Raw genomic sequence first — 21,453 nt, 5'->3', positions numbered from 1 at the left:
CTGTTGTGGTCAGGCTGTTCAGAACCTGCCTACTTGTTGACTGACACCGCCTGCAGCAGTTCCGGCGCCCTACGGTCGTACCATTGTCCGCCCAGCTTCAACCCGACGAGAAGCAGGACGGCACCCAACACGCATCCCACCAGCAGGGTGAGCCAACCGAAGGCACTGTTTCCGGTGACCAGATAGGCAATCGCGAGCCCCAGTTCCGGGATGACCAGCACCAGCAGGACCAGCCAGCCAATCATCTGGACGGCAAACATCGAGAACCCGGTGCCCGGTGGGGTCTTCAGCGGGCTCTCCCCCGGCAACGGCACGTTGTAGGTATACCGTGCGGAAACCACGCTGGAGAACCCAATGCCGGTCAGCAGGACGCCGATGGACAGTCCGAGCATCATCGGGAGGTCCTCGAGGCTGCCGGAAATCCACAGCGGTGCAATGGTGAATACCAGCACCGCTGGGGCCGAGATTACCGCGACGGCCAGGGCGCGTCCGGCCCGGTCGGACCGACCGCTCACACCCGTGGACAGGTGTAACCAGAAAGCAGTGTTGTCGTAGGAGATGTCGGCTGAAATGGACCACGCGAGCAGGAAAGCGATAATCGGTCCCACGAAATTCAGCAGCGTGTAGTCCCCCGACTGTGCTGCGAAGAACAGCATCAGCAGCGGTACCAACGGAACGATCACGATCGACCCCAGATACCGTGGGTCCCGGGCCCAGTAGGTCAGTGCCCGGGCTGCCACCGCGCCGGTGGGTGTGGCCGGGAAGCGGCGGAAAAATCCCAGATTGCCGGCGCCCTTCCGGGTGACCGCGTTGTAGGCGGGGGTGACCAGCGCCCTCGCCAGGTTCAGTTGCCAGAGCCAGGCAAGCACCGCGAGCACAACGACGCCGAGGACGAACCGGAGCGTAGCGGTGAGGTAGGCGCCGTCGGCCACGTCCGCGGGCACCGCCCAGAAAACCCCGAGCGGGGTCCACCCCAGGATGGCCGCGAGTTCGTTGGCGAAGCCCGGCGACTGCTCAAAACCGGTCGCGACAGCGGCGATGATCGGACCCACCAGGATCAGCGGCACCAGGATCACCATCGAGCTGACGTCCTTGAACCGGCGGGAGGAGGTGAGGGAAATGACCGCTGTGGTCGCCAACCGGGAAGCGACCACGCAGAGCAGCACGGCGAGCACCGCGCAGATGAGGGCCGCCACAGCAGCGGCCGGGTACCGGATCCAGGTGCCCACCTGGGCCAGGGAGGCCAGCAGGGTGATGATCCCGGGAATCCCGATCACCGCTCCAAGCGCCAACCCGGCGATCATCTGCCGCATTGGTACCGCGAAGGTGACAAACCGGGCCGGGTCGAGGGTCATATCGATACCGGAAGAAACCATTGGCACCACGATCCAGCCGAGGACCACCACCGACCCGCCAATGACCAACACATTGCGGATCACTGTAGGGTCTGCGTTCCCCAGGAAGACCAGACCAACGATCAACAGGCCCAGCATCCCGAGCCCGTACAGGCCACCCAGGATGACCCCAACCAGCGCCCAAGTGCTGCGCTTCAGGGAGTTCCGGAGGAGGGTGAGTTTGAGTCTTAGGAGGTGCGCAACCATGTGAGGCCCTCCGCAGTGTTCCGGCCACCCACGAGTTCCACGAACCGGTCCTCCAGGCTGGATTCCCCGCGCACCTCGTCCACGGTGCCGGCAGCGAGCACGGTACCGGCGGCGATCACTGCCACGTGGTCGCACATCCGCTGCACCAGGTCCATCACGTGGCTGGAAACGATGACGGTTCCACCGGAGCCGACATAGCTGGCGAGGATGTCACGGATGTTCGCCGCTGACACCGGATCCACCGATTCGAAGGGCTCGTCGAGCACCAGCAGCGACGGCGCATGGATCAGCGCGGACGCCAGCGCAATCTTCTTGGTCATACCGGCCGAATAGTCGACCACCAGGGTGCCCGCGTCGTTGGTGAGGTCCAGGGCCCGGAGCAGGTCCGCAACCCGTTCGGCAACGGTGTCCCGGTCCATGCCACGCAGCAGCCCGGCGTAGGTCACCAGCTGCTCGCCGGTCAACCGGTCGAACAGCCTTACCCCGTCCGGAAGGATTCCCATCAGCTTCTTCGCTTCGAGGGGATGGTCCCAGACGTCGACGCCATGCACCCAGGCATGCCCATGATCGGGCCGGAGGAGTCCGGTCGCCATCGATAGCGTGGTGGTCTTGCCCGCCCCGTTGGGTCCCACCAGTCCGTAGAAGGATCCGGCCGGGACATCCAGGTCGACACCGTTGACGGCGATCTTCTCGCCGAACCGCTTGGCGAGCCCGCGGATGACGAGTGCAGGGCTCCCCGGAAGGGTAGGTTCGCCGGCAGTATCGGGAGACAGGGGAAGGGTGGGTGAACTCATCCCCCAACGCTAACAACGTGGGAGGCTGCTCCTCGTCATCCAAAGGGACGAATTACCGCCCAAGATCTTCCGCCACCCGGATGACCTGTGTCCCCGAACCGGGGTCCTGCTCTAGAACAGGGCTCGGGCGAGTGCTCCACGGGCCTTGGTGACCCGTGGATCGGCGATACCGACGACGTCGAACAGTTCCAGCAGCCGCACCCGTGCCGCTTCACGCGGTTCACCGGCGGTGCGGGAAATGAAGGCCACGATCCGGGCGAACCCGTCCTCGACGTGTCCTCCTGACACATCCAGGTCCGCCACGGCCAGCTGGCTTTCAAGAATGTCTGGCTCGTCGGCTGCGCGCTGGCGGATGGTTGCCGCATCAACGTCCTTCAGCCGCTGCATCAGTTCCACCTGGGCGAGTCCAGCCTTGGCCTCGGCGTCCGCGGGCTGTTCGGCCAGGGCCTGGCGGTAGGATGCCGCGGCGGCCAGATAGTCCCCCGCCTCGATCGCGTCAAAGGCGGCCCGGTGGTGCGGGGGCAGGGGTGGCTCCTCGGCCGCGGCCTCGGCACCCTCGGCGTCAGCGCCCTCCCGCAGCGATCCGGCGACCCCGTTGGCGCCTGCCACCTTCAGCAGTTCATCGATGAAGGAACGGATCTGCTGTTCGGGGACGGCACCCTCGAACAGAGGCACGGGCTGCCCCTTGAGAACGGCGACGACGGTCGGTACGGTCTGGGCCTGAAATGCCTGGGCAATCTGCGGCTGCGTTTCGACATCGACCTTCGCCAGCAGGACCTTGCCATCGTGTTCGACGGCGATGGCTTCCAGCACGGCAGTGACGCGGGAGGATTCCTCGCTCCATCCGGCCCGCAGGTCAACGACCACGGGGACCTGGGAGGAGAGCTGTACCAGCTGGGGGAAGCTCTGCTCGGTGACCTCGACCACGTAGGGGCTCCCGGCGGCGCCGGCTCCGCTGGCGGGTTGGGCTTCCGCCTGCTGGCCGTTGCCAGCCGCCGGCGCGCCGCCCTGGGGCGCTGTGCGTGCTGCTTCGGCACGAGCCTTCAGCGCCGAAAGGTCAACGGCTCCGTGCAGGTTCATTGACGACGGCGGGAGGGGCCCGCGGTTGTTCGGAATGCTCATGGTTCCGCCTTTATTCGTTGGAAGTCATTTGATCGTGGGTAGACAAGTGGTGATGCTCGCCGGAACTATCTCAGCTCGGCGGACAACAATTGCTGGGCGGCGCCGACGACCCGGACGCGTTCGCCGCTTTCCTCGGTGGGTATGTACATCATGACCGCTTCGCCGTAGCGCACGTCAATGCCCTCGTCGGTCGACGTCTCGCCCGTGAGCGACTCGTAGACGGTGCCGTCGAGATCGATGGAGTCACGGGAGCCCCGGGGCACGCTGGAGTAGGTGTGGTTCAGGTACCCGAAGACCATCGCGCCGCCGTCGCCGGTGGCGAGGGCATGCGTGTAGTCGGGCTCCGAAGCGTGGACAAAGGTGATGTCCGCCGAGTCGTTGTCCGGATCCGCCACGACATCCGACTGGAAAGACGTGATGGCCTCCGCAAAGGAGTTCTCCTCGAAAGTGTCGGCGTTGTCGCCGTCGGGTTCGGAGAGGAAATCCGCAATGGCGTTCATCGCCGTCTGCGGCGCGTAGGCGAGTCCTGGTGCGTTGTCGAGCGGGACCTGTGCCACCCCGGCTGAGCCCTCGGAGCTGGGAAAGGTCGTGCCGGGCAGCATCTGGATAGCCGCGCTGAGCTGGTAATTGGACCGGGGGTCTGCCTGTACCAGCACCAGCGCCTGCGGCACTGGGTTGTCCTCGGACTGGGTGAGGGCCACCACCGTGCGGGGCCAGCTGGGATCGGAGGAGATCATGGTGGTCAGGATCGGTTCCGCGGCCACCGGCGTGGGCTCCGGGATCTCCGAGGCGTCGGCACGCACAGCGTAATTGGCGGTCCGCAGCGCCAGTGCGGCCTCTGCGGTCCGAGGCGCAAGCAGATCGGCGTCGGCGGCCGCGTCACCCTCCGCGACGACGGTGGCAACCGAAGCGAGAATTCGCTCCAACTGGCTTTCGAGCACCACCGGCGGCTGGTCCCCGGTCTCCTCCGCCGCGGGCGAGGGGGATGGCTCCGACGTCGCAGGCGAGGGGGATGGCTCCGACGTCGCAGGCGAGGGGGATGGCTCCGACGTCGCAGGCGAGGGGGATGGCTCCGACGTCGCAGGCGAGGGGGATGGCTCCGACGTCGTGGCGTGCGCCGCACTGAGTCCGGAAGCGGTGAGTCCCATGACAACGACTGCCACGCTGAACTGTGCTCCGCCCTTCCTGCCCTGCTTGTTGCGGGCTTCAAGGGCGCGCTGATGGGCTCGCGACCCCTCAACGGTCGGACGTCGTTCGCGCTTGGGCTTGCGGAAGAACAGTGCGATCCCGATCAGAACGATGAGGGCTCCGATCACGATGAGGGGAACAGCCCAGACCGTGGTCTCGTCGTTGGGCCATGTGATCGAGACATTGGTAGGGGCGGGGTTTTCGCCGTCGGACGCAAGCAAAATGGACCAGTCGCCGTCGGCCGGGTCCAGCCAGCGGTGGGTGACGCTACCTTCGGCGGTTTCCTCGCTGGTCCAAAGATCGGATCCGCTGGGATCCGGAACTGTCTGCTCGCCGTCAGTGAACGTGGTCTGGAGGCCGTCCTCTTCAATTCCGGTCACCCGGAGGTGGGCCGCGTCGCCCACCCAGGCGTCGACGTCGCTGGCCCGGCCGACAGCGAGAGTGAAGGTCCCCTCAGAGCGGACCGTGATGTCGACGTCGTCGGCTCCGGGCTCCTTGGCACCAGCGTCGATCACAGTCACCGGCCCGCTCTCGGTTCCGGCTGGCACCGAAGCGGTCACTGTCTCGGAAGGGGACAAAAAGGTGAGCTGTGCGATGCCCACGAGCATCAACAGCACTCCGATCACCAGGGCGGGAACTGCAATCTTGAAACGCACTCAGATACCTATCGTTGCTCGCGCGCAGCACGGCCACGCATCATGCGCCGACAGGTCCCCGGCGGCGCGATTGTCTGTGCAAAAGCTTGATCTCACCTCCCATCGTAACTAACTTCACCTACACGGCAGGATTTTGTGGAGGGCGTCACTATCGGCTGGAACCACGCTGGTCCCGGGCACGACGGCGGACCGGTCAGGGTGCAGGGCGCCGTCCAGCTTGCCTGTTAGTGTTTCGCTAACGTGCAATGGCCCTGGATGACGGCCACCCCTCGCAGGCACCACTGGGAAAGCAGAAAACAAGCGTGAGCGATAATCAGGAAGTTCCGGTCGGCGAGCCGCTCCCCCGGCCCACTGCCCCACCCCGCGTGGCGAACGGGCACACGGCGGGCTCCCCCGATGAAGCCTCCCAGCCGGGCCTGCTGGCCGCGATCCTGCACCGGTTGCGCAAGCCCATCCCCGGGGCGCAGCCCCGGCTGCGGTTTGAGTTCCCCCCCGAGCGCGCTCCTGATCAGGTGCCCTTCGACGAGGAGGTGACCCTCGCCGACGAGCGCCTGAAGTTCGGCAACCCGCAGCCCCGGTCCATGCGCCACCACCCCATCCACTTCGGATTCATGGGTACCGTGGGTGTCGGCCTGGCCCTGCTGGCCTATTTCATGATCACCAACGTGGGCCAGTTGCTGCTGTGGATCGGCGCTGCCATGTTCATTGCGCTCGGGCTGGATCCCATAGTCCGCTGGCTGGAGAAAAAGGGGGTACCACGCCCGGCCGGTATCGCCGTCGCGCTGTTGTTGCTTGCGAGCCTCATTGCAGGCTTCTTCGCCACCCTGATCCCCACCATCGCGAACCAGACGAGCCAGTTCGTGGACCGGGCGCCCGGGTTTGTTGATGACTTTCTGAACTCGGACTTCTTCCGTACGGTCGACCAGCAGTTCCAGGTGAGGGAGCGGGTAACCGATGAGGTCAATAACTTCTTCGACAACTCGGAGGCGGTAGGCGGGATCTTCGGTGGCGTTCTGGGAGTGGGAACGGTCATCCTCAACAGCCTGTTCGGCACCCTGATCGTGCTGGTGCTGATCCTGTACTTCCTGGCGTCGCTGCCCGCGATGAAGGAATGGGCCTACCGCCTGGCACCACGCTCACGCCGACCACGGGTCAAGTCGCTGGCCGAGGAGATCACCAGCAGCGTCGGCAACTACGTGATCGGCCAGGCGTGTGTCGCCCTGCTGAACGCGATCTTTGCCTTCATCTTCATGACCATCGCCCAGGTCCCGTTCTCGGTTCTGCTGGCCTTCGTCGTGGTACTGCTGGCCTTCATTCCACTGGTGGGGGCGCTGATCGCCGCGGTCATCGTCACCTTAGTTGCGTTGACCGCCGGGTGGCAGACCGCACTGCTCTTCGCCGTGCTCTACCTCGCCTACCTGCAGGTTGAGGCGTACTTCATCTCACCCCGCATCATGCAGCGGGCGGTCGCGGTTCCCGGCTCGGTGGCAGTGATCGCCGTGATTGCTGGCGGCAGTCTGCTGGGCGTGCTGGGGGCGCTCATCGCCATTCCGACCGCCGCCGCCGTGATGTTGCTGCTCAAGGAAGTGTTCATCGCCCGTCAGGACGGGCAGTAGCCCGGTGTGCTGGATGCCACCGCTTTAGGACGCGGTGGCGGCTTCTCCGGTCCAGGTGGTCGGCAGCGAATCGGAGCTGCCGGGCAGGACGGTGTCGGCGATTTCATCGAGGACACGCGCCGCATACTTCTCCCCCACCCAGAGGTGCTTGGCCCCATCCACCCCAATGACCTCGGCCTGGGGTACCCGGGAGAACCGGGTGGTGGCCGCTGCTGGCTGAAGATAATCGTCGTGTTCGGGTACCAGGACCTTCAGGGTCAGACCGGAGGCGGCCCACGCATCGAGATCCTCATTCCCAGCTCGGTGGAGCGGCGGGGACAACAGGATTGCACCCTGAATGGCGGACGCTATCGGCTCGGAGGCGCCGTACTTCAGGCACAGTTCGGTGCCGAAGGACCAGCCGACCAGCCAGATGTTTTCCGGGTGGCGTTCGGCGGCCCAGGCGACAGCCGCCTCAATGTCTGCTTGTTCCGCTGCGCCGCCATCGAACTCGCCTTCGCTGCGGCCACGCGGCGAACTGGTGCCGCGGGTATTGAAGCGAAGTACTGCGATGTCCGCCAGCGCCGGAAGCCTGAAAGATGCCTTCCGGAACACGTGCGAGTCCATGAATCCGCCAGCGGTGGGCAGCGGATGCATGGTCACCAGTGTGGCCAGCGGCGGCCGGTCCACCGGTTCGGCGAACTCGCCCACCAGCGTCAACCCGTCGGAAGTCCGCAATTCAATGTCCGTGCGGATTGCGGGGAGCACCGTGGATGCCCTGATGTCCATCGGAGAGTCAGAATCGGTGAAGTCATAGCTGGAAGGCGTCGAAGTCATCGTTTCAGTCTAGGGGAACACGGGATAGCCCCGCGGTATCCGGAGCGGCCCTGCGCCGTCGTCGGCTCAGTACTTGTAGCTTCGGGTCCGCCAACAGTTCACGTGCCAGTGGCGCCGGCCAGCCAGCCCCGCGGCAGCGCCGAACAGTGAGTCTTCCTGCCAGACCACCAGGTGTGCGAGGCCGGATGGAATCACCCGGTGGCAGCCCGGACATACATAGTCCTTGGCAGCGTTGCGCTCGGTGATCCGGCGCACCGACCACTCGCCGTCGGGCGCGCTTTCGTGGGTCGGAATGCCAGCCCGCGCCCGCTCAAGATCGATCTCGGGCACCGGGCCGGTCTTGCGCCCGGGCTGAGCTGTTGGCTTCCCGGGACGACGGGGACGGTTGGAACGCGGCATAGACCTAGTCTGCCCGATGAATCGGATCGAATAAGACGAGATATTCTGACCCACCTCAGCGACGCGCCCGCGACGGTCTCCGAACCTTCCGAAACTGCCGACATCACGACGAGCGGCTGGGTCTGGGGCTGCTTGCCTACATCGTCTGAATAGTGCTCGCGGCCCGACAGGCCGCAGTAGCCGCCGAGCACCAGCCACCTTCCGGCACTCCCTGCCTTAGTTTCGGGGGCAGGGGTTCTCTGCGCATTGTGGGACGATTTAGGTACCCCCAAACCACTCAGCGAATTGGATGGCAATACGTGCGTTTAGTTGTAGCCCAGTGCTCAGTCGATTACATCGGCCGCCTCCGGGCCCACCTGCCCTTGGCCACCCGACTGCTGATGGTCAAGGCCGACGGGTCAGTATTGGTCCACTCCGACGGCGGCTCTTACAAGCCCCTCAACTGGATGAGCCCGCCAGCCACCCTGCGCATTGTCACTCCCGACGAGGCGGACACCGAGCTGGGTGTCACCGAAGTGTGGAACGTGCAGCATGCCAAGACCGACGACCGCCTGGTAATCAATATTCATGAGCTCATTCACGAGACTTCGCATGATCTGGGAGTGGATCCCGGCCTGGTCAAGGACGGCGTTGAGGCAGATCTGCAGCGCCTTCTGGCTGAGCAGATCCATCTCGCTGGCGCCGGTTTTACGCTGATTCGCCGTGAGTACATGACCGCCATCGGGCCCGTGGATATCCTTGCCCGTGATGCCTCAGGAGCCACTGTGGCCATTGAGCTCAAGCGCCGGGGCGACATCGATGGTGTTGAACAGCTGACCAGGTACCTCGAACTCCTTAATCGGGATCCCCTGATGTCTCCGGTCAGGGGAATCTTTGCGGCACAGCAGATCAAACCACAGGCACGCGTGCTGGCCCTGGATCGGGGTATCGACTGCCTGACGTTGGATTACGACATGATGCGTGGGGTAGACGACGTCGAGTCACGCCTCTTCTAGCCTGACCCTTGAGGCGGCTATCAGATGCCGATGATCGGGTGTAGATAACCGGATATCGGGTGCCAACCTTTCGTTCGAAACTTTGTTCGAGAGGTTTGTCCACATAGCCCTTTGTTCCGCAGGAATGTCGGTGGTGTTTGGGACAATAGAGGTATGGACGGCAGCGCAGCTCCATCACCGAAACGGAGGGGAATCCCCTCCCGGGTGACGGCTGCGCGGGGAGCCTCGGGTGCTTGTCGTGAACCTGAGCGCGGCCGACTCTCTGGTGCTGCGGACGGCATTCCTGTCGATTCTTCTTCTGCTACGTCTGCCGGTGCTGCTCCGACGAGCAACACTCCTGTGAGCACCCTTGCCGGGGCTGGCCGTAAGCGTTCCACCCGGGCCCTGGTCGAAGCGCTGAACTCCCTGAAACCGGCGGTGGATGCGGTGGGGTTGATTGATCAGTTGCGGGAGTTGGAGGATCTGAAGTCGGCGATTGCTGGGGTACAGGCCCGGATCACGGTTGCGATCGACGTCGCTGAACGCGACACCCAAACCCTCGCCGGGGTACCCGCCGCCGAACAGGGCAAAGGGGTGGGGGCGCAGGTCGCGTTGGCGCGGCGTGAATCCCCGTCCCGCGGCAGCCGGCTCCTCGGCTTGGCTCGGGCGCTGGTGACGGAGATGCCCCACACACTAGCCGCCCTCCACACGGGGCAGTTGAATGAGTGGCGGGCCACCCTGTTAGTGAAAGAGACCGCGTGCCTCAGCAGTGTTGACCGTGCTGCCGTGGATGAAGAGCTATCAGCTGATACGGGTAGGTTCACCGGGTGTGGGGATAAGGCGGTCGTCGCCGCGGCGAAGGCAGCCGCGTACCGCCGGGATCCCCGGTCGGTGGTGAACCGTGCCGCCCACGCTGCGACGGAGCGGTGTGTGAGTATCCGGCCAGCACCAGACACCATGGCCTACCTGACAGCGTTGCTCCCGGTGAAGGAAGCCGTCGCCACCTACGCCGTGTTGACTCGTCACGCTGACACGGTCCGGGGTGCTGGTGACCCCAGGTCCCGGGGTCAGGTGATGGCCGATACCCTCGTCGAACGCGTCACCGGGGTCCCCGGGGGTATCAGCCGGGTCGAGTTGCAGCTCATCATGACCGACCGTGCCCTCTTCCAGGGCGACAGCGAACCAGCACGGATCCCCGGCTACGGCATCGTCCCCTCCAGCTGGGCACGCAACCTCCTTCAGGCAGAGACACCGACCAGCCCACGGACACCAACAGGCCCGGGCATTCTAGAAGGCTCAGGCACACCAACAGGCCAGCGTCCCACCACAACCGAACCGGGTGCTGAGCCAGCAATCAGCCAGGGCGGTCCAACCAGCCCAGCAATCGGTCGGGCAGATTCGGCCGGGGCAGGGCCAGCTGGCGGCACTGGCACTGGCACTGGCCGGAAGGATCCAAGCGACTCCGCCGCACACCGTGCTTTCGACGTCTGGTTACGTCGTCTTTACACGGCCCCATCGAGCGGGGATTTGGTGGCGATGGATTCCACGGCCCGGCTCTTCACGAAAGCGCAACGCCGGTTTATTACTGCCCGGGATGACACCTGCCGGACCCCGTACTGCGACGCACCGATCCGCCACATCGACCACATCATCCCGTGGCATCGGGGCGGGCCGACATCGATCACGAATGGGGCTGGACTCTGCGAAGCGTGCAACCACACCAAAGAACACCCCGGCTGGACTGTAGCCCCCGCACCCGGACCGAGACATCAGCTCAAATCCACCACCCCCACCGGCCACACCTACCACTCCACCGCACCACCCCTACCCGGCAACGCGATAATCGAACGTCAACAGGTCAGGGCTGCGGGAATCTTCAGGACTATGGAAATTTTCAGGACTATGGAACAGGTCAGGACTGTGAAGCAGGACAGGTCGCGACCCTAAGCACCGAGAAAGGACCTTGCGCTCGGAAAGCCACAGCACAAGGTCATCCACGCGACCAACCCGCGAGCTGCGCATAGAATCAGGCTATGGTCAGCAACGAGATTCCTGGACGCTCCACTGTGCGTTACATTCGTGGACGCATCATCACCGAGGCCGGAATCATTGATGACGGGGTGCTGGCTGTCGACGGCGATCGCATTTCGTTCGCCGGCCCAGCTGCCGCATTCGATGGCGGATCCGCACCGGCGGATCGGGAATTCCCGCCGGGCAGTATCCTCCTACCCGGACTCGTGGACACCCACTGTCACGGAGCCAACGGCGGGGACTTCGCCAATGCTGATGTAAGTGCCGCGCGCCGGGCGGTCGACTTCCTCCACCGCAGCGGCACCACCACCGTCCTGGCGAGCACCATGACCGCTCCGCGGCAAGACTTGATCAATGCGCTTGCGGTCCTGGCCGGGCTGGCAGAGGAAGGGGTCATCGCGGGCATCCACGCGGAAGGACCGTTTGTCTCGGTCGCACGCTGCGGCGCCCAAAACCCCGACTACATTTCCGACCCTGAACCCGACTATGTGGCAGACCTGATCGAAGCGGCACAGGGCAGGCTCAAGACCATGACCTACGCGCCGGAGCTGCCTGGAGCGGATGCACTGGTCGATATCCTGACCACCCACGGGATCACCCCGTCCCTCGGCCACACCGATGCCGACGCCGACACCGCTGCAGCGTCGCTGTCACTCGCCTGGGAGGAAATGGAGTCATCCGGGTTCGACGGCTACAGCATGCGACCCACCGTCACACACCTCTTCAATGGGATGCCGCCACTGCACCACCGCTCCCCCGGGCCGGTAGCCGCCTGCCTCAGGGCAGCGAAAGCGGGGACTGCCGTCGTCGAACTGATCGCTGACAACGCTCACCTGGATCCCCAAACGGTCCTGACTGTTTTCGACCTCGTGGGGTCGGAGAACATCACGTTGGTGACCGATTCAATGGCCGCGGCGGGTCTCCCCGACGGCAACTACCATCTGGGCTCCTCCGCTGTGACAGTCGCCAATGGCGTAGCTACCCTTGACCGCACCGGATCCCTCGCCGGCGGTACGGCAGTTCTGCTTGATGTGGTGCGCCGCACCGTTGACGCCGGTGTACCCCTCAAAGATGCGGTGGCCTCCGCGACCGCGGTCCCCGCCAACGTCCTCGGACTCGCCGATGAAATCGGCAGCCTCCGGCTGGGCCTGCGCGCCGATGCCGTGGTGGTGACCGCCGACCTTGCATTGCTGGCCGTGCTCCGGGAAGGCGTCTGGCTGGAACCGTTCTAACAGCATGCCTACCCGTTACCTTTTGCTAATTTCCCAGAATTTGCACGAAATCTCCGTTGACCAGCACAGGCCATTATGTGATGCTTATTTCAGTCTTTGTGTACGTGTGAAGCATGCTCGCAAGACGATGTTGCGAGCGTGTGACTTCCCACCGGAACCGAAATACAAGAGGTGCCGATAGGTTGTTTCCGTGGAGTGACCCCGGGACTACATGCAGTGTGTAGGACTGAACATTTCATTATGGAGGAGAAACAAATGGCACAGGGCACTGTGAAATGGTTTAACGCTGAAAAGGGCTTCGGCTTCATCACCCCGGACGACTCCGACGGCGATGTTTTTGTACATTACTCTGAGATCCAGACCGGTGGATTCAAGACTCTTGACGAAAACCAGCGCGTTCAGTTCGAAATCGGTCAGGGCGCCAAGGGCCCCCAGGCTACCGGCGTCACCGCCCTGTAGCGTCCGATCGGTCGTCTCAGCAGTCGACCGGTTCTTTATAGGTAGGGCCCCCACGGATCACCGTGGGGGCCCTACCTATATGTGGATCTCAGCGCCAGGTACCTATCCCGACAACCGGTCCCGCCTCCAGCCACGAGGACAGGCCCGCGTAGACGTCGAACTTCATCGCCAGCAACACTTCCTGGCCCTCGTAGTCCAGCGTGACCACTATCGCGCCGGGCTGGATCCGGCGTTTCTCAGCCTCAGTGGGCTGACGCCATCCCTTAAGCTCCAGCGAACTGCGTAGATAACGGTAGCGGGGACGAGGACTCAAGGATGCCATCTGAAGCCATTCAAGATGCAGGTCCGTATAACGACAAACCCCCATCTGCCATCCCTGGGGAGGGAAGCAGATGGAGGCGTCAAAGGTTCCGAGCGCTCCGCGCAGCTGAAGCCGGCGAAGACCGAAAGCCATGATGGCAAGCACCAGCAGCAGAAAGATCGCTGCGAGCGTGATGAAGGCTATACCTAGACCGTCCATCACCGGTGCTGTCAGCGAGTCTCCGCGGACACATTGCCGCCGATCTTCGCGTTGTCAGCGACAATGACTACCCGGTTGCTGTCGACAGAGAAGAACCCTCCGTCAACCGTTACCAATAGCCGTTCACCGGAGACGGGCTCAATGGCCATTTCGCCTTCAGCCAGGATGGCGAGCATCGGAGCATGCCCGGGCAGGATACCGATTTCGCCGTCGCTGGTGCGAGCCCTGACCATGGTCGCCGCGCCGGACCAGACAAAATGGTCCGCCGCGACGATTTCTACTTCGAGTTCAGCCATGAACGTTACTTTCCGGTCTGCTCTTGGATCTTGGCCCACTGGCGCTCGACGTCGTCGAGTCCGCCAATGTTGAAGAACGCCTGCTCAGCAATATGGTCAAGGTCGCCGTTGGCGATGGCGTTGAAGCCCTCGATGGTGTCCTTGATGCTCACGGTGGAGCCTTCGACTCCGGTGAACTGCTTAGCCGTGTAGGTGTTCTGCGACAGGAACTGCTGGATACGGCGTGCCCGCGAAACAACAATCTTGTCTTCTTCGGAGAGCTCGTCAACACCGAGGATGGCGATGATGTCCTGCAGTTCCTTGTTCTTCTGGAGGATCTGCTTGACACGCACTGCAGTGTTGTAGTGATCGTGTCCGATGTACTGGGGATCGAGAATTCGCGACGTCGAAGTCAGCGGGTCGATCGCCGGGTACAGACCACGTGAAGCAATTTCACGCGACAGCTCGGTGGTGGCATCAAGGTGGGCGAAGGTTGCTGCCGGTGCCGGGTCGGTGTAGTCATCAGCAGGTACGTAGACGGCCTGCATTGACGTGATCGAGTGGCCCTTGGTCGAGGTGATGCGCTCCTGGAGGAGTCCCATCTCATCGGCAAGGTTCGGCTGGTAGCCCACTGCCGAAGGCATCCGGCCGAGGAGGGTCGATACCTCGGAACCTGCCTGGGTGAAGCGGAAGATGTTGTCAACGAACAACAGCACGTCCTGCTTCTGGACATCCCTGAAGTACTCGGCCATGGTCAGGGCCGACAGGGCAACCCGGAGGCGCGTTCCTGGTGGCTCATCCATCTGGCCGAACACCAACGCGGTGTCCTTCAGGACGCCCGCCTCTTCCATTTCAACCCAGAGGTCGTTTCCTTCACGGGTCCGCTCGCCAACACCGGCGAATACCGAGGTACCACCGAAGTTACGGGCAACACGGGTGATCATTTCCTGGATCAGCACGGTCTTGCCAACGCCTGCACCGCCGAACAACCCGATCTTTCCACCCTTGATGTACGGGGTGAGAAGGTCGATGCTCTTGATGCCGGTCTCCAGCATCTCGGTGGAGCCTTCGAGCTGGGCGAATGCCGGTGGCTTGCGGTGGATTGGCCACCGCTCAGTGATCTCCAGCGAGGACTCTTCGACGTCGAGGGGCTTACCCAGGACGTTGAAGATGTGACCCTTGACGACGTCGCCGACGGGCACCGAAATGGCGCTGCCGGTGTCGTGGACAACGGTTCCGCGGACCAGGCCGTCAGTGGCCTGGAGCGAGATTGCACGCACCAGGTTGTCACCGAGGTGCTGTGAGGTCTCGAAGGTGATCATGTGCGTCTCACCATTGAGAGTGATCTCAGTGGTCAGCGCGTTGTAGATTGCGGGAATGGCGTCAGCCGGGAACTCGACGTCGACAACCGGGCCAATGACACGGGCGATTCGACCTGTGCCGCCGGATGCAACTGAGTCACTACCGTGCTCAATAGTCTGGGCAGTCATCTCTCTCACTTCACTTACGTAGATGGCGTGGGGCTAAGTCTAACTAGGGTGGAGCAGGTTCAAGAATTTGCGGGGAAGCTAGGATGCGCTGAGCGCGTCCGCACCTGCCACAATCTCCGAAAGTTCCTGGGTGATCTCCGCCTGGCGCGCAGTGTTGCGGAGCCGGGTGTACTTCTTGATCAGATCAGTTGCGTTGTCGCCTGCGGACTTCATTGCCCGCTGACGGGCGGCGAGTTCGCTCGCTGCTGCCTGCAACAGGGCCGCGAAGATCCGCGACTCGATGTAGCGGGGGAGCAGTGCGTCCAGAACCATTTCGGGCTCCGGCTCATACTCGTAGAGCGGCAACAGATCTGATTCAGATGCTGCTTCCTCTTCGACGACCTCGAGTGGAAGCAGGCGGATTACCGTTGGTTCCTGCAACACCATTGACCTGAAGCGGGTGTAAACAACATGGATTTCGTCGACGCCGCCGTCTTCGAAGTCCGTATTGAACTCGGCCAGGAGTGCTTTGCCGATCTCGCGTGCGGTTTCAAAATCTGGCGCGTCAGTCCCGCCGATCCACACGTTCTCGAACGCGCGGTCCCGGAAGTCGAAGTAGGCCTGCGCCTTCCGACCGACAAGGTAGGTTTTGACTTCCTTGCCTTCTTCCCGAAGCAGCTCGATCAGTGATTCGGCCTGCTTCAGCACGCTCGCTGAGTAGGATCCCGCGAGTCCGCGGTCTGAGGTCATCACGAGAACCGCCGATCGCCGAATCTGCTCCGGCTCGGTGGTGAGCGGGTGATCGATCTCTGACTGCGATGCCACTGCTGAGACGGCACGGGTGATCGCATTGGCGTAGGGCAGGGACGAGGATACTCGTGCCCTTGCCTTGCCGATGCGAGAAGTCGCGATCAGCTCCATCGCCTTGAAGATCTTCCTCATCGACGTGGTCGACGTGATCTTCTGGCGGTAGACCCGGATCTGGGCTCCCATACATGTCCTTTCCTTCGTAGTCCACCTGGGGATTACGGCTAAGGCCGGGGTGGTACCGGGGTGACTGAGTCACCCCGGTACCTCATTCCCTAGCGCTTCTGCTTGACGATCTTCTCCTGGTCGACCTCGTCCTCGGAGAGGGCGCTGTACTCTTCGTGTCCGGCTACCAGTCCATCGTGGCCTTCGCCGAAGAAGCCCTGCTTGAAGTCGTCGATCTGCTTCTTCAGCTCGTCGACGGTGGAGTCCTCAAGGAGGTTGGTCTCGGCCAGGGTGGTGAGGACTGACGACTTGTGCCGCAGGTGCTCGAGGAACTGGCCCTCGAACTTGCGAACGTCCTCAACCGGTACGTCGTCGAGGTAGCCGTTGGTGCCGGCCCAGATCGAAACGACCTGATCCTCTACGGGGAACGGTGCATACTGGCCCTGCTTGAGCAGTTCCATCAGGCGCGCACCGCGGGTCAGCTGCTGACGCGATGCTGCATCCAGGTCCGAGGCGAACATTGCGAACGCCTGCATGTCCCGGTACTGCGCGAGGTCCAGCTTCAACGTGCCCGAGACCTTCTTCATGGCCTTGACCTGTGCTGAACCACCCACGCGTGACACCGAGACGCCGACATCGACTGCTGGACGCTGGTTGGCGTTGAAGAGGTCCGACTGCAGGAAGATCTGCCCATCGGTGATCGAGATAACGTTGGTCGGAATGAACGCCGAGACGTCGTTGGCTTTGGTCTCGACGATCGGCAGACCGGTCATCGAACCCGCACCGAGCTCATCGGAGAGCTTCGCACAACGCTCCAGCAGACGGGAGTGCAAGTAGAACACGTCGCCCGGGTAGGCTTCGCGTCCTGGTGGACGACGCAGCAGCAGCGACACCGCTCGGTAGGCTTCAGCCTGCTTGGAAAGGTCATCGAAGATCACCAGGACGTGTTTGCCGGCGTACATCCAGTGCTGGCCGATGGCCGAACCTGCGTAGGGTGCCAGGTACTTGAAGCCTGAGGGATCGGATGCAGGTGATGCAACGATCGTGGTGTACTCCAGGGCGCCCTTGTCCTCAAGGGTCTGGCGTACGGCAGCGATAGTTGAGGCCTTCTGTCCAATGGCGACGTAGATGCAGCGAACCTGCTTCTTCACATCGCCGGACTCCCAGTTGGCCTTCTGGTTGATGATGGTGTCGACGGCGATGGCCGTCTTGCCGGTCTGACGATCACCAATGATCAGCTGGCGCTGGCCACGGCCGATCGGGATCATCGCGTCGATGGCCTTAAGCCCGGTCTGCATGGGCTCGTGGACCGACTTACGCTCGGTAACGCCCGGCGCCTGAAGCTCCAGTGCGCGCCGCGCTTCCGCCTTGATCTCGCCAAGGTCATCGATGGGCTGACCCAGAGGGTCAACTACGCGGCCGAGGAAGGCGTCGCCCACTGGCACGGAGAGGATCTCTCCTGTGCGGTGAACTTCCTGGCCTTCTTCGATACCGGTGAAGTCACCAAGCACGACGACGCCGATTTCACGGGTGTCGAGGTTCTGGGCGAGGCCCAGGGTGCCATCTTCGAAACGCAACAATTCATTGGCCATCACCGAAGGCAATCCTTCTACCTTGGCGATGCCATCGCTGGCAGTGCTCACGCGGCCGACTTCAACGCGTTCTGCGTTGCCGGGCTCGTAGGATGCCGCAAACTCGTTCAACGCATTACGGACGTCTTCGGCGTTGATGGTCAATTCGGCCATCTGCAGTCCCTGCTCTCCTGTGTTGTGATCACCACTGCTTCGCGGCGACCGGTGTGTAATTCAGTCTGTTGTGTGTCTGGCTCCAGGACGGCGTACCGTCCTACACCGCAAGCTTTCGCCGCAGTTCAGACAGCCTGGCGATAACCGTGGAATCAACCACTTCATCGCCAACCTGGACGCGGACCCCGCCAATAAGCGACGGCTCCACGGTGACATCGGTTCTGAGCTCGCGTCCAAACAGGGAGTTGAGGCCCTGCTGCAACCGCTCGTACTGCTCATCAGTCAACGGACGGGTAACGCTGACGTTGGCAATCCAGCGGTCATGCCGTTTGGCCACGAGTTCAACGAACCGCTTCACCAAGTGAGTGGGCTTGATGCCGCGGGGTGCCTGTACTGCCTGACGCACCAACAGCTGCGCTTCTGGTCCGGCGTTGGGAACCAGCTTCAGCGCCAGGGCAACCCGGGCGTCGTCAGTGGCCTGCCGCTCGGACAGAGCACGCTGCAATTCGTGGCTCGAGTCAACGGTCCTGATGAAGTCGAAGAGGTCGTTTTCAAGACTCTCCAGACTTGCTGCACCGTTGCCCCGATTTTCTGCCACCGCAATCGCTGCGGTGGCACCAAGGGTTTCCAGCGCGTCTCCAAGGTCCCGGGCCGCGGCCCATCGCATGGAAACCAGTTCCCCGACCACCGTCGCTGTCTGCTCTGAGACCTTGCCCGCAACCAGGGTCGAAACCAGTGCGGCTTTGTCCCTGCCTTCGCGGGAAGGATCGGTCAGCGCGCGACGGAGACCGGCGTTGCTATCGAGCATGTCGAGGACCCCGAAGAGTTCCTCGGCCAACGACAGCGTTGCGCCGGGCAGACGGGTTTCTAGATCTTTGAGTGCCGTTGCCAGGGACTGGCTGGATACACCTGCCATTACTTCGATGCACCTGCGCTCTGAGTTTCGAGGTCGGCCAGGAAGCGGTCGACGACCCGCGCGGACCGCTGATCATCAGAAAGCGACTCTCCAACGATGCGGCTGGCGAGGTCGGTTGCCAGCGTGCCAACTTCGGCGCGCAGTGACACAACAGCTGCCTGACGTTCTGCTTCAATCTGGACGTGTGCCTGCTCGGTGATACGAGCTGACTCAGCTCCGGCCTTTTCCTTCAGTTCCGCGAGGATCTGCGCACCTTCGGCGCGTGCTTCCTCACGGATGCGGTTGGCTTCCGTGCGTGCATCCACCAACTGCTGCTTGTATTCGTCAAGCGCTGCGTTTGCTTCAGCCTGCGCTGCTTCAGCCTTGGCGATGCCGCCTTCGATGGCTGCAGTCCGCTCCGCAAACGTCTTCTCAAACGCCGGCATCACGAACTTGATGACGATGAACATCAGCACCGCGAAGCCCACCAACGTAACGAGCAGTTCCCACAGATTCGGGATAAGAGGACTTGTGCCCTCTTCTGCCGCCATTATCGCTGCGTTAAGCATGTTTCACCCGTCTTTCTTTAGCTAGTCTATGGACCGTGGCGGACGCGTAATTACGCGCCGATAACGAACGCGAAGACCAAGCCGAGGATGGCGAGTGCTTCAGTCAAAGCCAGTCCGAGGAAGGCGATGGGCTGGAGGACCCGCTGGGCTTCTGGCTGACGCGCTACACCGTTGATGTATGCGGCGAAGACGAGTCCTACACCGATGCCACCACCAATTGCGGAGAGACCGTATCCAACGAGGTTGAGGCTACCCTGTACTTCCATTGTGTTCCTTTCAAGATGCCGCTTGCTGCGACAGGTTGTTTGGGATCATCCCCGACGGGGAAGTCTGTATTAGTTAGTCGTGAAAATTAGTGAGCGTCGGCGTGGAGTGCGCCTTCGATGTAGATGGCTGCCAGCAGTGTGAACACGTACGCCTGGAGGATCATGATCAGCACCTCAAGCATGTACATGGAGACAGCTCCAACCAGGACCAGCACGCTCGTACCCTGTAGCAGGATGTTTCCCGTCAGCACCATGTATTCAATGGCCGAACCGGCCAGGGTGATGATCAGGTGGCCTGCCAGCATAGTGGCGAAGAGTCGGAGTGAGTGGGTCACCGGACGAACGAGGAAGTTCGAGATGATCTCGATGGGGACCACGATCGGCAGGATGTACCAGGGAACCCCCGACGGGACAACTGCCAGTTTGAAGTAACGCAGTCCGTGCTTCTTGATGCCAATGCCAACCCAGAGTAGGTAGAAAATCCCCGCAATGGCGTAGGCGCTACCTGGATGGGAGAAGCTCGGCAACTGAAGGAACGGAATCGCGCCGAAAATGTTGTTTACGAGGACGAAGAAGAATGCGGTGAAAAGCCACGGCACATACTTCATGAAGTCCTTGCCACCGATAATGTCCTTACCGATGGAGTTCCTGACGAATCCGTAGGCGGACTCCCCCAGGAACTGCATTTTGCCGGGGACCAGCTTTCCCTTGCGGGAGGCAATGATGAAGAAGATGGCAATAAAGATGACTGACAGGATAATCATCAGCATCTGCTTGCCGAAGCCACCCTCGAACCAGACGCCGTATTCACCGCCCCACGGGAAAATATCCCGGTAGTGGGTGTCGTCAATTGTGGGGGCTACGAAACCCTCATCCGTTGTAGTGGCCGGGAGCGCAAGCGCGATCAACGCGTTTCCTCTCTGCAGTGTCCATCGTTGGGCAGGTTCTGATCGGGCATGGATTTACTGCTCCGACTCATTAAGTTTTCGACATTCACTTAGGGTTCTCCCCAGCCTTCCCGCTGCTGTCCCGCGGCGTCGAACCGGGCTCAGCTTGTATGGTGCGGGTGAGGTTATGCATATGGGAGAGGTAGAAACCCCCGACTGCACCCAAGAGACCTCCAACGAGCACTATCCATCGTGTTCCCAGGAGGTTGTCCAGCCCCCACCCTATCAAACTCCAGACGAGTATCCCGCCAATAATGTAGCTAAAGACGGCAATACCAGCGTTGTATCCGCCCTCACCGTAGGGGCCCCGATCGGCCCCACCATCAGTGTTTGCCGTAGACGACTGTCGGGGGTCCTGTGGGCGCGAATCAGCCACGGTCTCCCTCATTTCCTGGAGCTGGCTTGACCGGCTCCGGGTCGTTGTAAAGCTGGTGCCGCGCCTTGGAGAAGACATAGAGTTCCACCGTTTGCCAAAGAATCACCGTTCCGACAGCGCCGGCGAAGAACCAGTTCGGCTCGAGCCATGGTGGAGTCCCGAGCACGAAGAGAACAACCGCGAACCCAACAACCTTGATCGCATACGTTACGGCGAAGAGCCCGATGGCACCCGATGGGTTATTGCGTCCAGCGAAGTGTCCAACAGCAAGGCTGATCCCGAAGAAAGCGACGACGACCGCGAACCCGAACAACGCGCTCAAGGCAGCGCCCGGACCGGTGACGAAAATCGCGACCGCAGCGGTCACGGCAATGGCTGAGGTAGTGACCAGAACGCATTTTTTAAGGATTCCCAGCCAGAGGGATCCTGACGGATCAGCGGCGGGATGGGTAGTGCCTCGACGGGCACCGACGCCTGGGGCGTCAGGTGTGCTCATAGGGAATCCATCCGTAGATTCGATGTGAGGGAAGT

General features: G+C 62.5%; 22 protein-coding genes. 5 read left to right on the top strand and 17 right to left on the bottom strand.

What is annotated here, in order from left to right; genetic code table 11:
- Positions 1 to 29 precede the first annotated feature (29 nt).
- From IWX64_RS03575 to IWX64_RS03560, 4 genes are all read right to left on the bottom strand, one after another.
- Positions 30 to 1,601: a transporter gene (locus IWX64_RS03575; RefSeq protein WP_196865787.1), complete on the bottom strand. Its 1,572-nt coding sequence runs from the start codon at positions 1,599 to 1,601 to the stop codon at positions 30 to 32.
- Positions 1,583 to 2,395: an ABC transporter ATP-binding protein gene (locus IWX64_RS03570; RefSeq protein WP_196865786.1), complete on the bottom strand. Its 813-nt coding sequence runs from the start codon at positions 2,393 to 2,395 to the stop codon at positions 1,583 to 1,585. The genes IWX64_RS03575 and IWX64_RS03570 overlap by 19 nt, the downstream gene beginning before the upstream one ends.
- Positions 2,396 to 2,506: 111 nt before the next feature.
- Entirely contained in the window at positions 2,507 to 3,517 is a 1,011-nt protein-coding gene (locus IWX64_RS03565; RefSeq protein WP_196865785.1) for a tetratricopeptide repeat protein, read from the bottom strand.
- A gap of 65 nt (positions 3,518 to 3,582) precedes the next feature.
- Entirely contained in the window at positions 3,583 to 5,361 is a 1,779-nt protein-coding gene (locus tag IWX64_RS03560) for a hypothetical protein (RefSeq protein ID WP_196865784.1), read from the bottom strand.
- A 302-nt stretch (positions 5,362 to 5,663) separates the two neighbouring features.
- Between IWX64_RS03560 and IWX64_RS03555 the strand changes: the two genes are divergently transcribed.
- The gene (locus IWX64_RS03555; protein WP_442859027.1) at positions 5,664 to 6,977 is read left to right on the top strand and encodes an AI-2E family transporter; all 1,314 of its coding nucleotides are present in this window, start codon (positions 5,664 to 5,666) and stop codon (positions 6,975 to 6,977) included.
- Between the two features lie 24 nt (positions 6,978 to 7,001).
- On the opposite strand, the gene IWX64_RS03550 is transcribed toward IWX64_RS03555, so the two are convergent.
- Positions 7,002 to 7,793, bottom strand: coding sequence for an alpha/beta hydrolase (locus IWX64_RS03550; protein WP_196865782.1), 792 nt, complete (start codon positions 7,791 to 7,793; stop codon positions 7,002 to 7,004).
- Between the two features lie 66 nt (positions 7,794 to 7,859).
- Positions 7,860 to 8,192 (bottom strand): hypothetical protein, encoded by a 333-nt coding sequence (locus IWX64_RS03545; protein ID WP_196865781.1) that lies wholly within the window; start codon positions 8,190 to 8,192, stop codon positions 7,860 to 7,862.
- Positions 8,193 to 8,491: 299 nt separating this feature from the next.
- Here IWX64_RS03545 and nucS point away from each other — a divergent pair, with 299 nt between their 5' ends.
- The 4 genes from nucS (at position 8,492) to IWX64_RS03525 (ending at position 12,888) form a co-directional block, all read left to right on the top strand.
- On the top strand, positions 8,492 to 9,187 hold the full coding sequence (gene nucS, locus IWX64_RS03540; protein ID WP_196865780.1) for an endonuclease NucS: 696 nt from the start codon (positions 8,492 to 8,494) through the stop codon (positions 9,185 to 9,187).
- 153 nt (positions 9,188 to 9,340) lie between these two features.
- Positions 9,341 to 11,113: a DUF222 domain-containing protein gene (locus IWX64_RS03535; protein WP_442859026.1), complete on the top strand. Its 1,773-nt coding sequence runs from the start codon at positions 9,341 to 9,343 to the stop codon at positions 11,111 to 11,113.
- Between the two features lie 86 nt (positions 11,114 to 11,199).
- Positions 11,200 to 12,429, top strand: a complete 1,230-nt coding sequence (locus IWX64_RS03530) for an N-acetylglucosamine-6-phosphate deacetylase (protein WP_196865778.1) — start codon at positions 11,200 to 11,202, stop codon at positions 12,427 to 12,429.
- Positions 12,430 to 12,684: 255 nt separating this feature from the next.
- Positions 12,685 to 12,888 (top strand): cold-shock protein, encoded by a 204-nt coding sequence (locus IWX64_RS03525; RefSeq protein WP_019481284.1) that lies wholly within the window; start codon positions 12,685 to 12,687, stop codon positions 12,886 to 12,888.
- Between the two features lie 88 nt (positions 12,889 to 12,976).
- Here IWX64_RS03525 and IWX64_RS03520 read toward each other — a convergent pair whose 3' ends face one another.
- From IWX64_RS03520 to IWX64_RS03475, 11 genes are all read right to left on the bottom strand, one after another.
- Positions 12,977 to 13,408, bottom strand: coding sequence for a DUF2550 domain-containing protein (locus IWX64_RS03520; protein WP_196865777.1), 432 nt, complete (start codon positions 13,406 to 13,408; stop codon positions 12,977 to 12,979).
- Positions 13,409 to 13,419: 11 nt separating this feature from the next.
- Positions 13,420 to 13,704: a F0F1 ATP synthase subunit epsilon gene (locus IWX64_RS03515; RefSeq protein WP_196865776.1), complete on the bottom strand. Its 285-nt coding sequence runs from the start codon at positions 13,702 to 13,704 to the stop codon at positions 13,420 to 13,422.
- A 5-nt stretch (positions 13,705 to 13,709) separates the two neighbouring features.
- On the bottom strand, positions 13,710 to 15,173 hold the full coding sequence (atpD, locus tag IWX64_RS03510; RefSeq protein WP_196865775.1) for a F0F1 ATP synthase subunit beta: 1,464 nt from the start codon (positions 15,171 to 15,173) through the stop codon (positions 13,710 to 13,712).
- A gap of 78 nt (positions 15,174 to 15,251) precedes the next feature.
- On the bottom strand, positions 15,252 to 16,145 hold the full coding sequence (locus IWX64_RS03505; RefSeq protein WP_196865774.1) for a F0F1 ATP synthase subunit gamma: 894 nt from the start codon (positions 16,143 to 16,145) through the stop codon (positions 15,252 to 15,254).
- Positions 16,146 to 16,234: 89 nt separating this feature from the next.
- Positions 16,235 to 17,869: a F0F1 ATP synthase subunit alpha gene (gene atpA, locus IWX64_RS03500; RefSeq protein ID WP_019481289.1), complete on the bottom strand. Its 1,635-nt coding sequence runs from the start codon at positions 17,867 to 17,869 to the stop codon at positions 16,235 to 16,237.
- A gap of 100 nt (positions 17,870 to 17,969) precedes the next feature.
- Positions 17,970 to 18,785: a F0F1 ATP synthase subunit delta gene (locus IWX64_RS03495; RefSeq protein ID WP_196865773.1), complete on the bottom strand. Its 816-nt coding sequence runs from the start codon at positions 18,783 to 18,785 to the stop codon at positions 17,970 to 17,972.
- Positions 18,785 to 19,333, bottom strand: a complete 549-nt coding sequence (locus IWX64_RS03490) for a F0F1 ATP synthase subunit B (RefSeq protein WP_196865772.1) — start codon at positions 19,331 to 19,333, stop codon at positions 18,785 to 18,787. The genes IWX64_RS03495 and IWX64_RS03490 overlap by 1 nt, the downstream gene beginning before the upstream one ends.
- A 50-nt stretch (positions 19,334 to 19,383) precedes the next feature.
- Positions 19,384 to 19,599 (bottom strand): ATP synthase F0 subunit C, encoded by a 216-nt coding sequence (locus IWX64_RS03485; protein WP_019481292.1) that lies wholly within the window; start codon positions 19,597 to 19,599, stop codon positions 19,384 to 19,386.
- Positions 19,600 to 19,685: 86 nt separating this feature from the next.
- The gene (atpB, locus tag IWX64_RS03480) at positions 19,686 to 20,507 is read right to left on the bottom strand and encodes a F0F1 ATP synthase subunit A (RefSeq protein WP_196865771.1); all 822 of its coding nucleotides are present in this window, start codon (positions 20,505 to 20,507) and stop codon (positions 19,686 to 19,688) included.
- 85 nt (positions 20,508 to 20,592) lie between these two features.
- Positions 20,593 to 20,934 carry a hypothetical protein gene (locus IWX64_RS16935; protein WP_334683135.1) on the bottom strand — a complete coding sequence of 114 codons (342 nt, stop codon included), beginning with the start codon at positions 20,932 to 20,934 and terminating at the stop codon, positions 20,593 to 20,595.
- Positions 20,915 to 21,418: a hypothetical protein gene (locus IWX64_RS03475; protein WP_196865770.1), complete on the bottom strand. Its 504-nt coding sequence runs from the start codon at positions 21,416 to 21,418 to the stop codon at positions 20,915 to 20,917. Before IWX64_RS03475 ends, IWX64_RS16935 begins: the two co-directional genes overlap by 20 nt.
- Positions 21,419 to 21,453: the final 35 nt, after the last annotated feature.

The sequence above is a fragment of the Arthrobacter sp. CAN_A212 genome (assembly GCF_015752345.1).
GTDB lineage: Bacteria > Actinomycetota > Actinomycetes > Actinomycetales > Micrococcaceae > Arthrobacter_D.
Note: the sequence above shows the minus strand (reverse complement) of the source record. Positions and strands in the feature narration are given on the sequence as shown.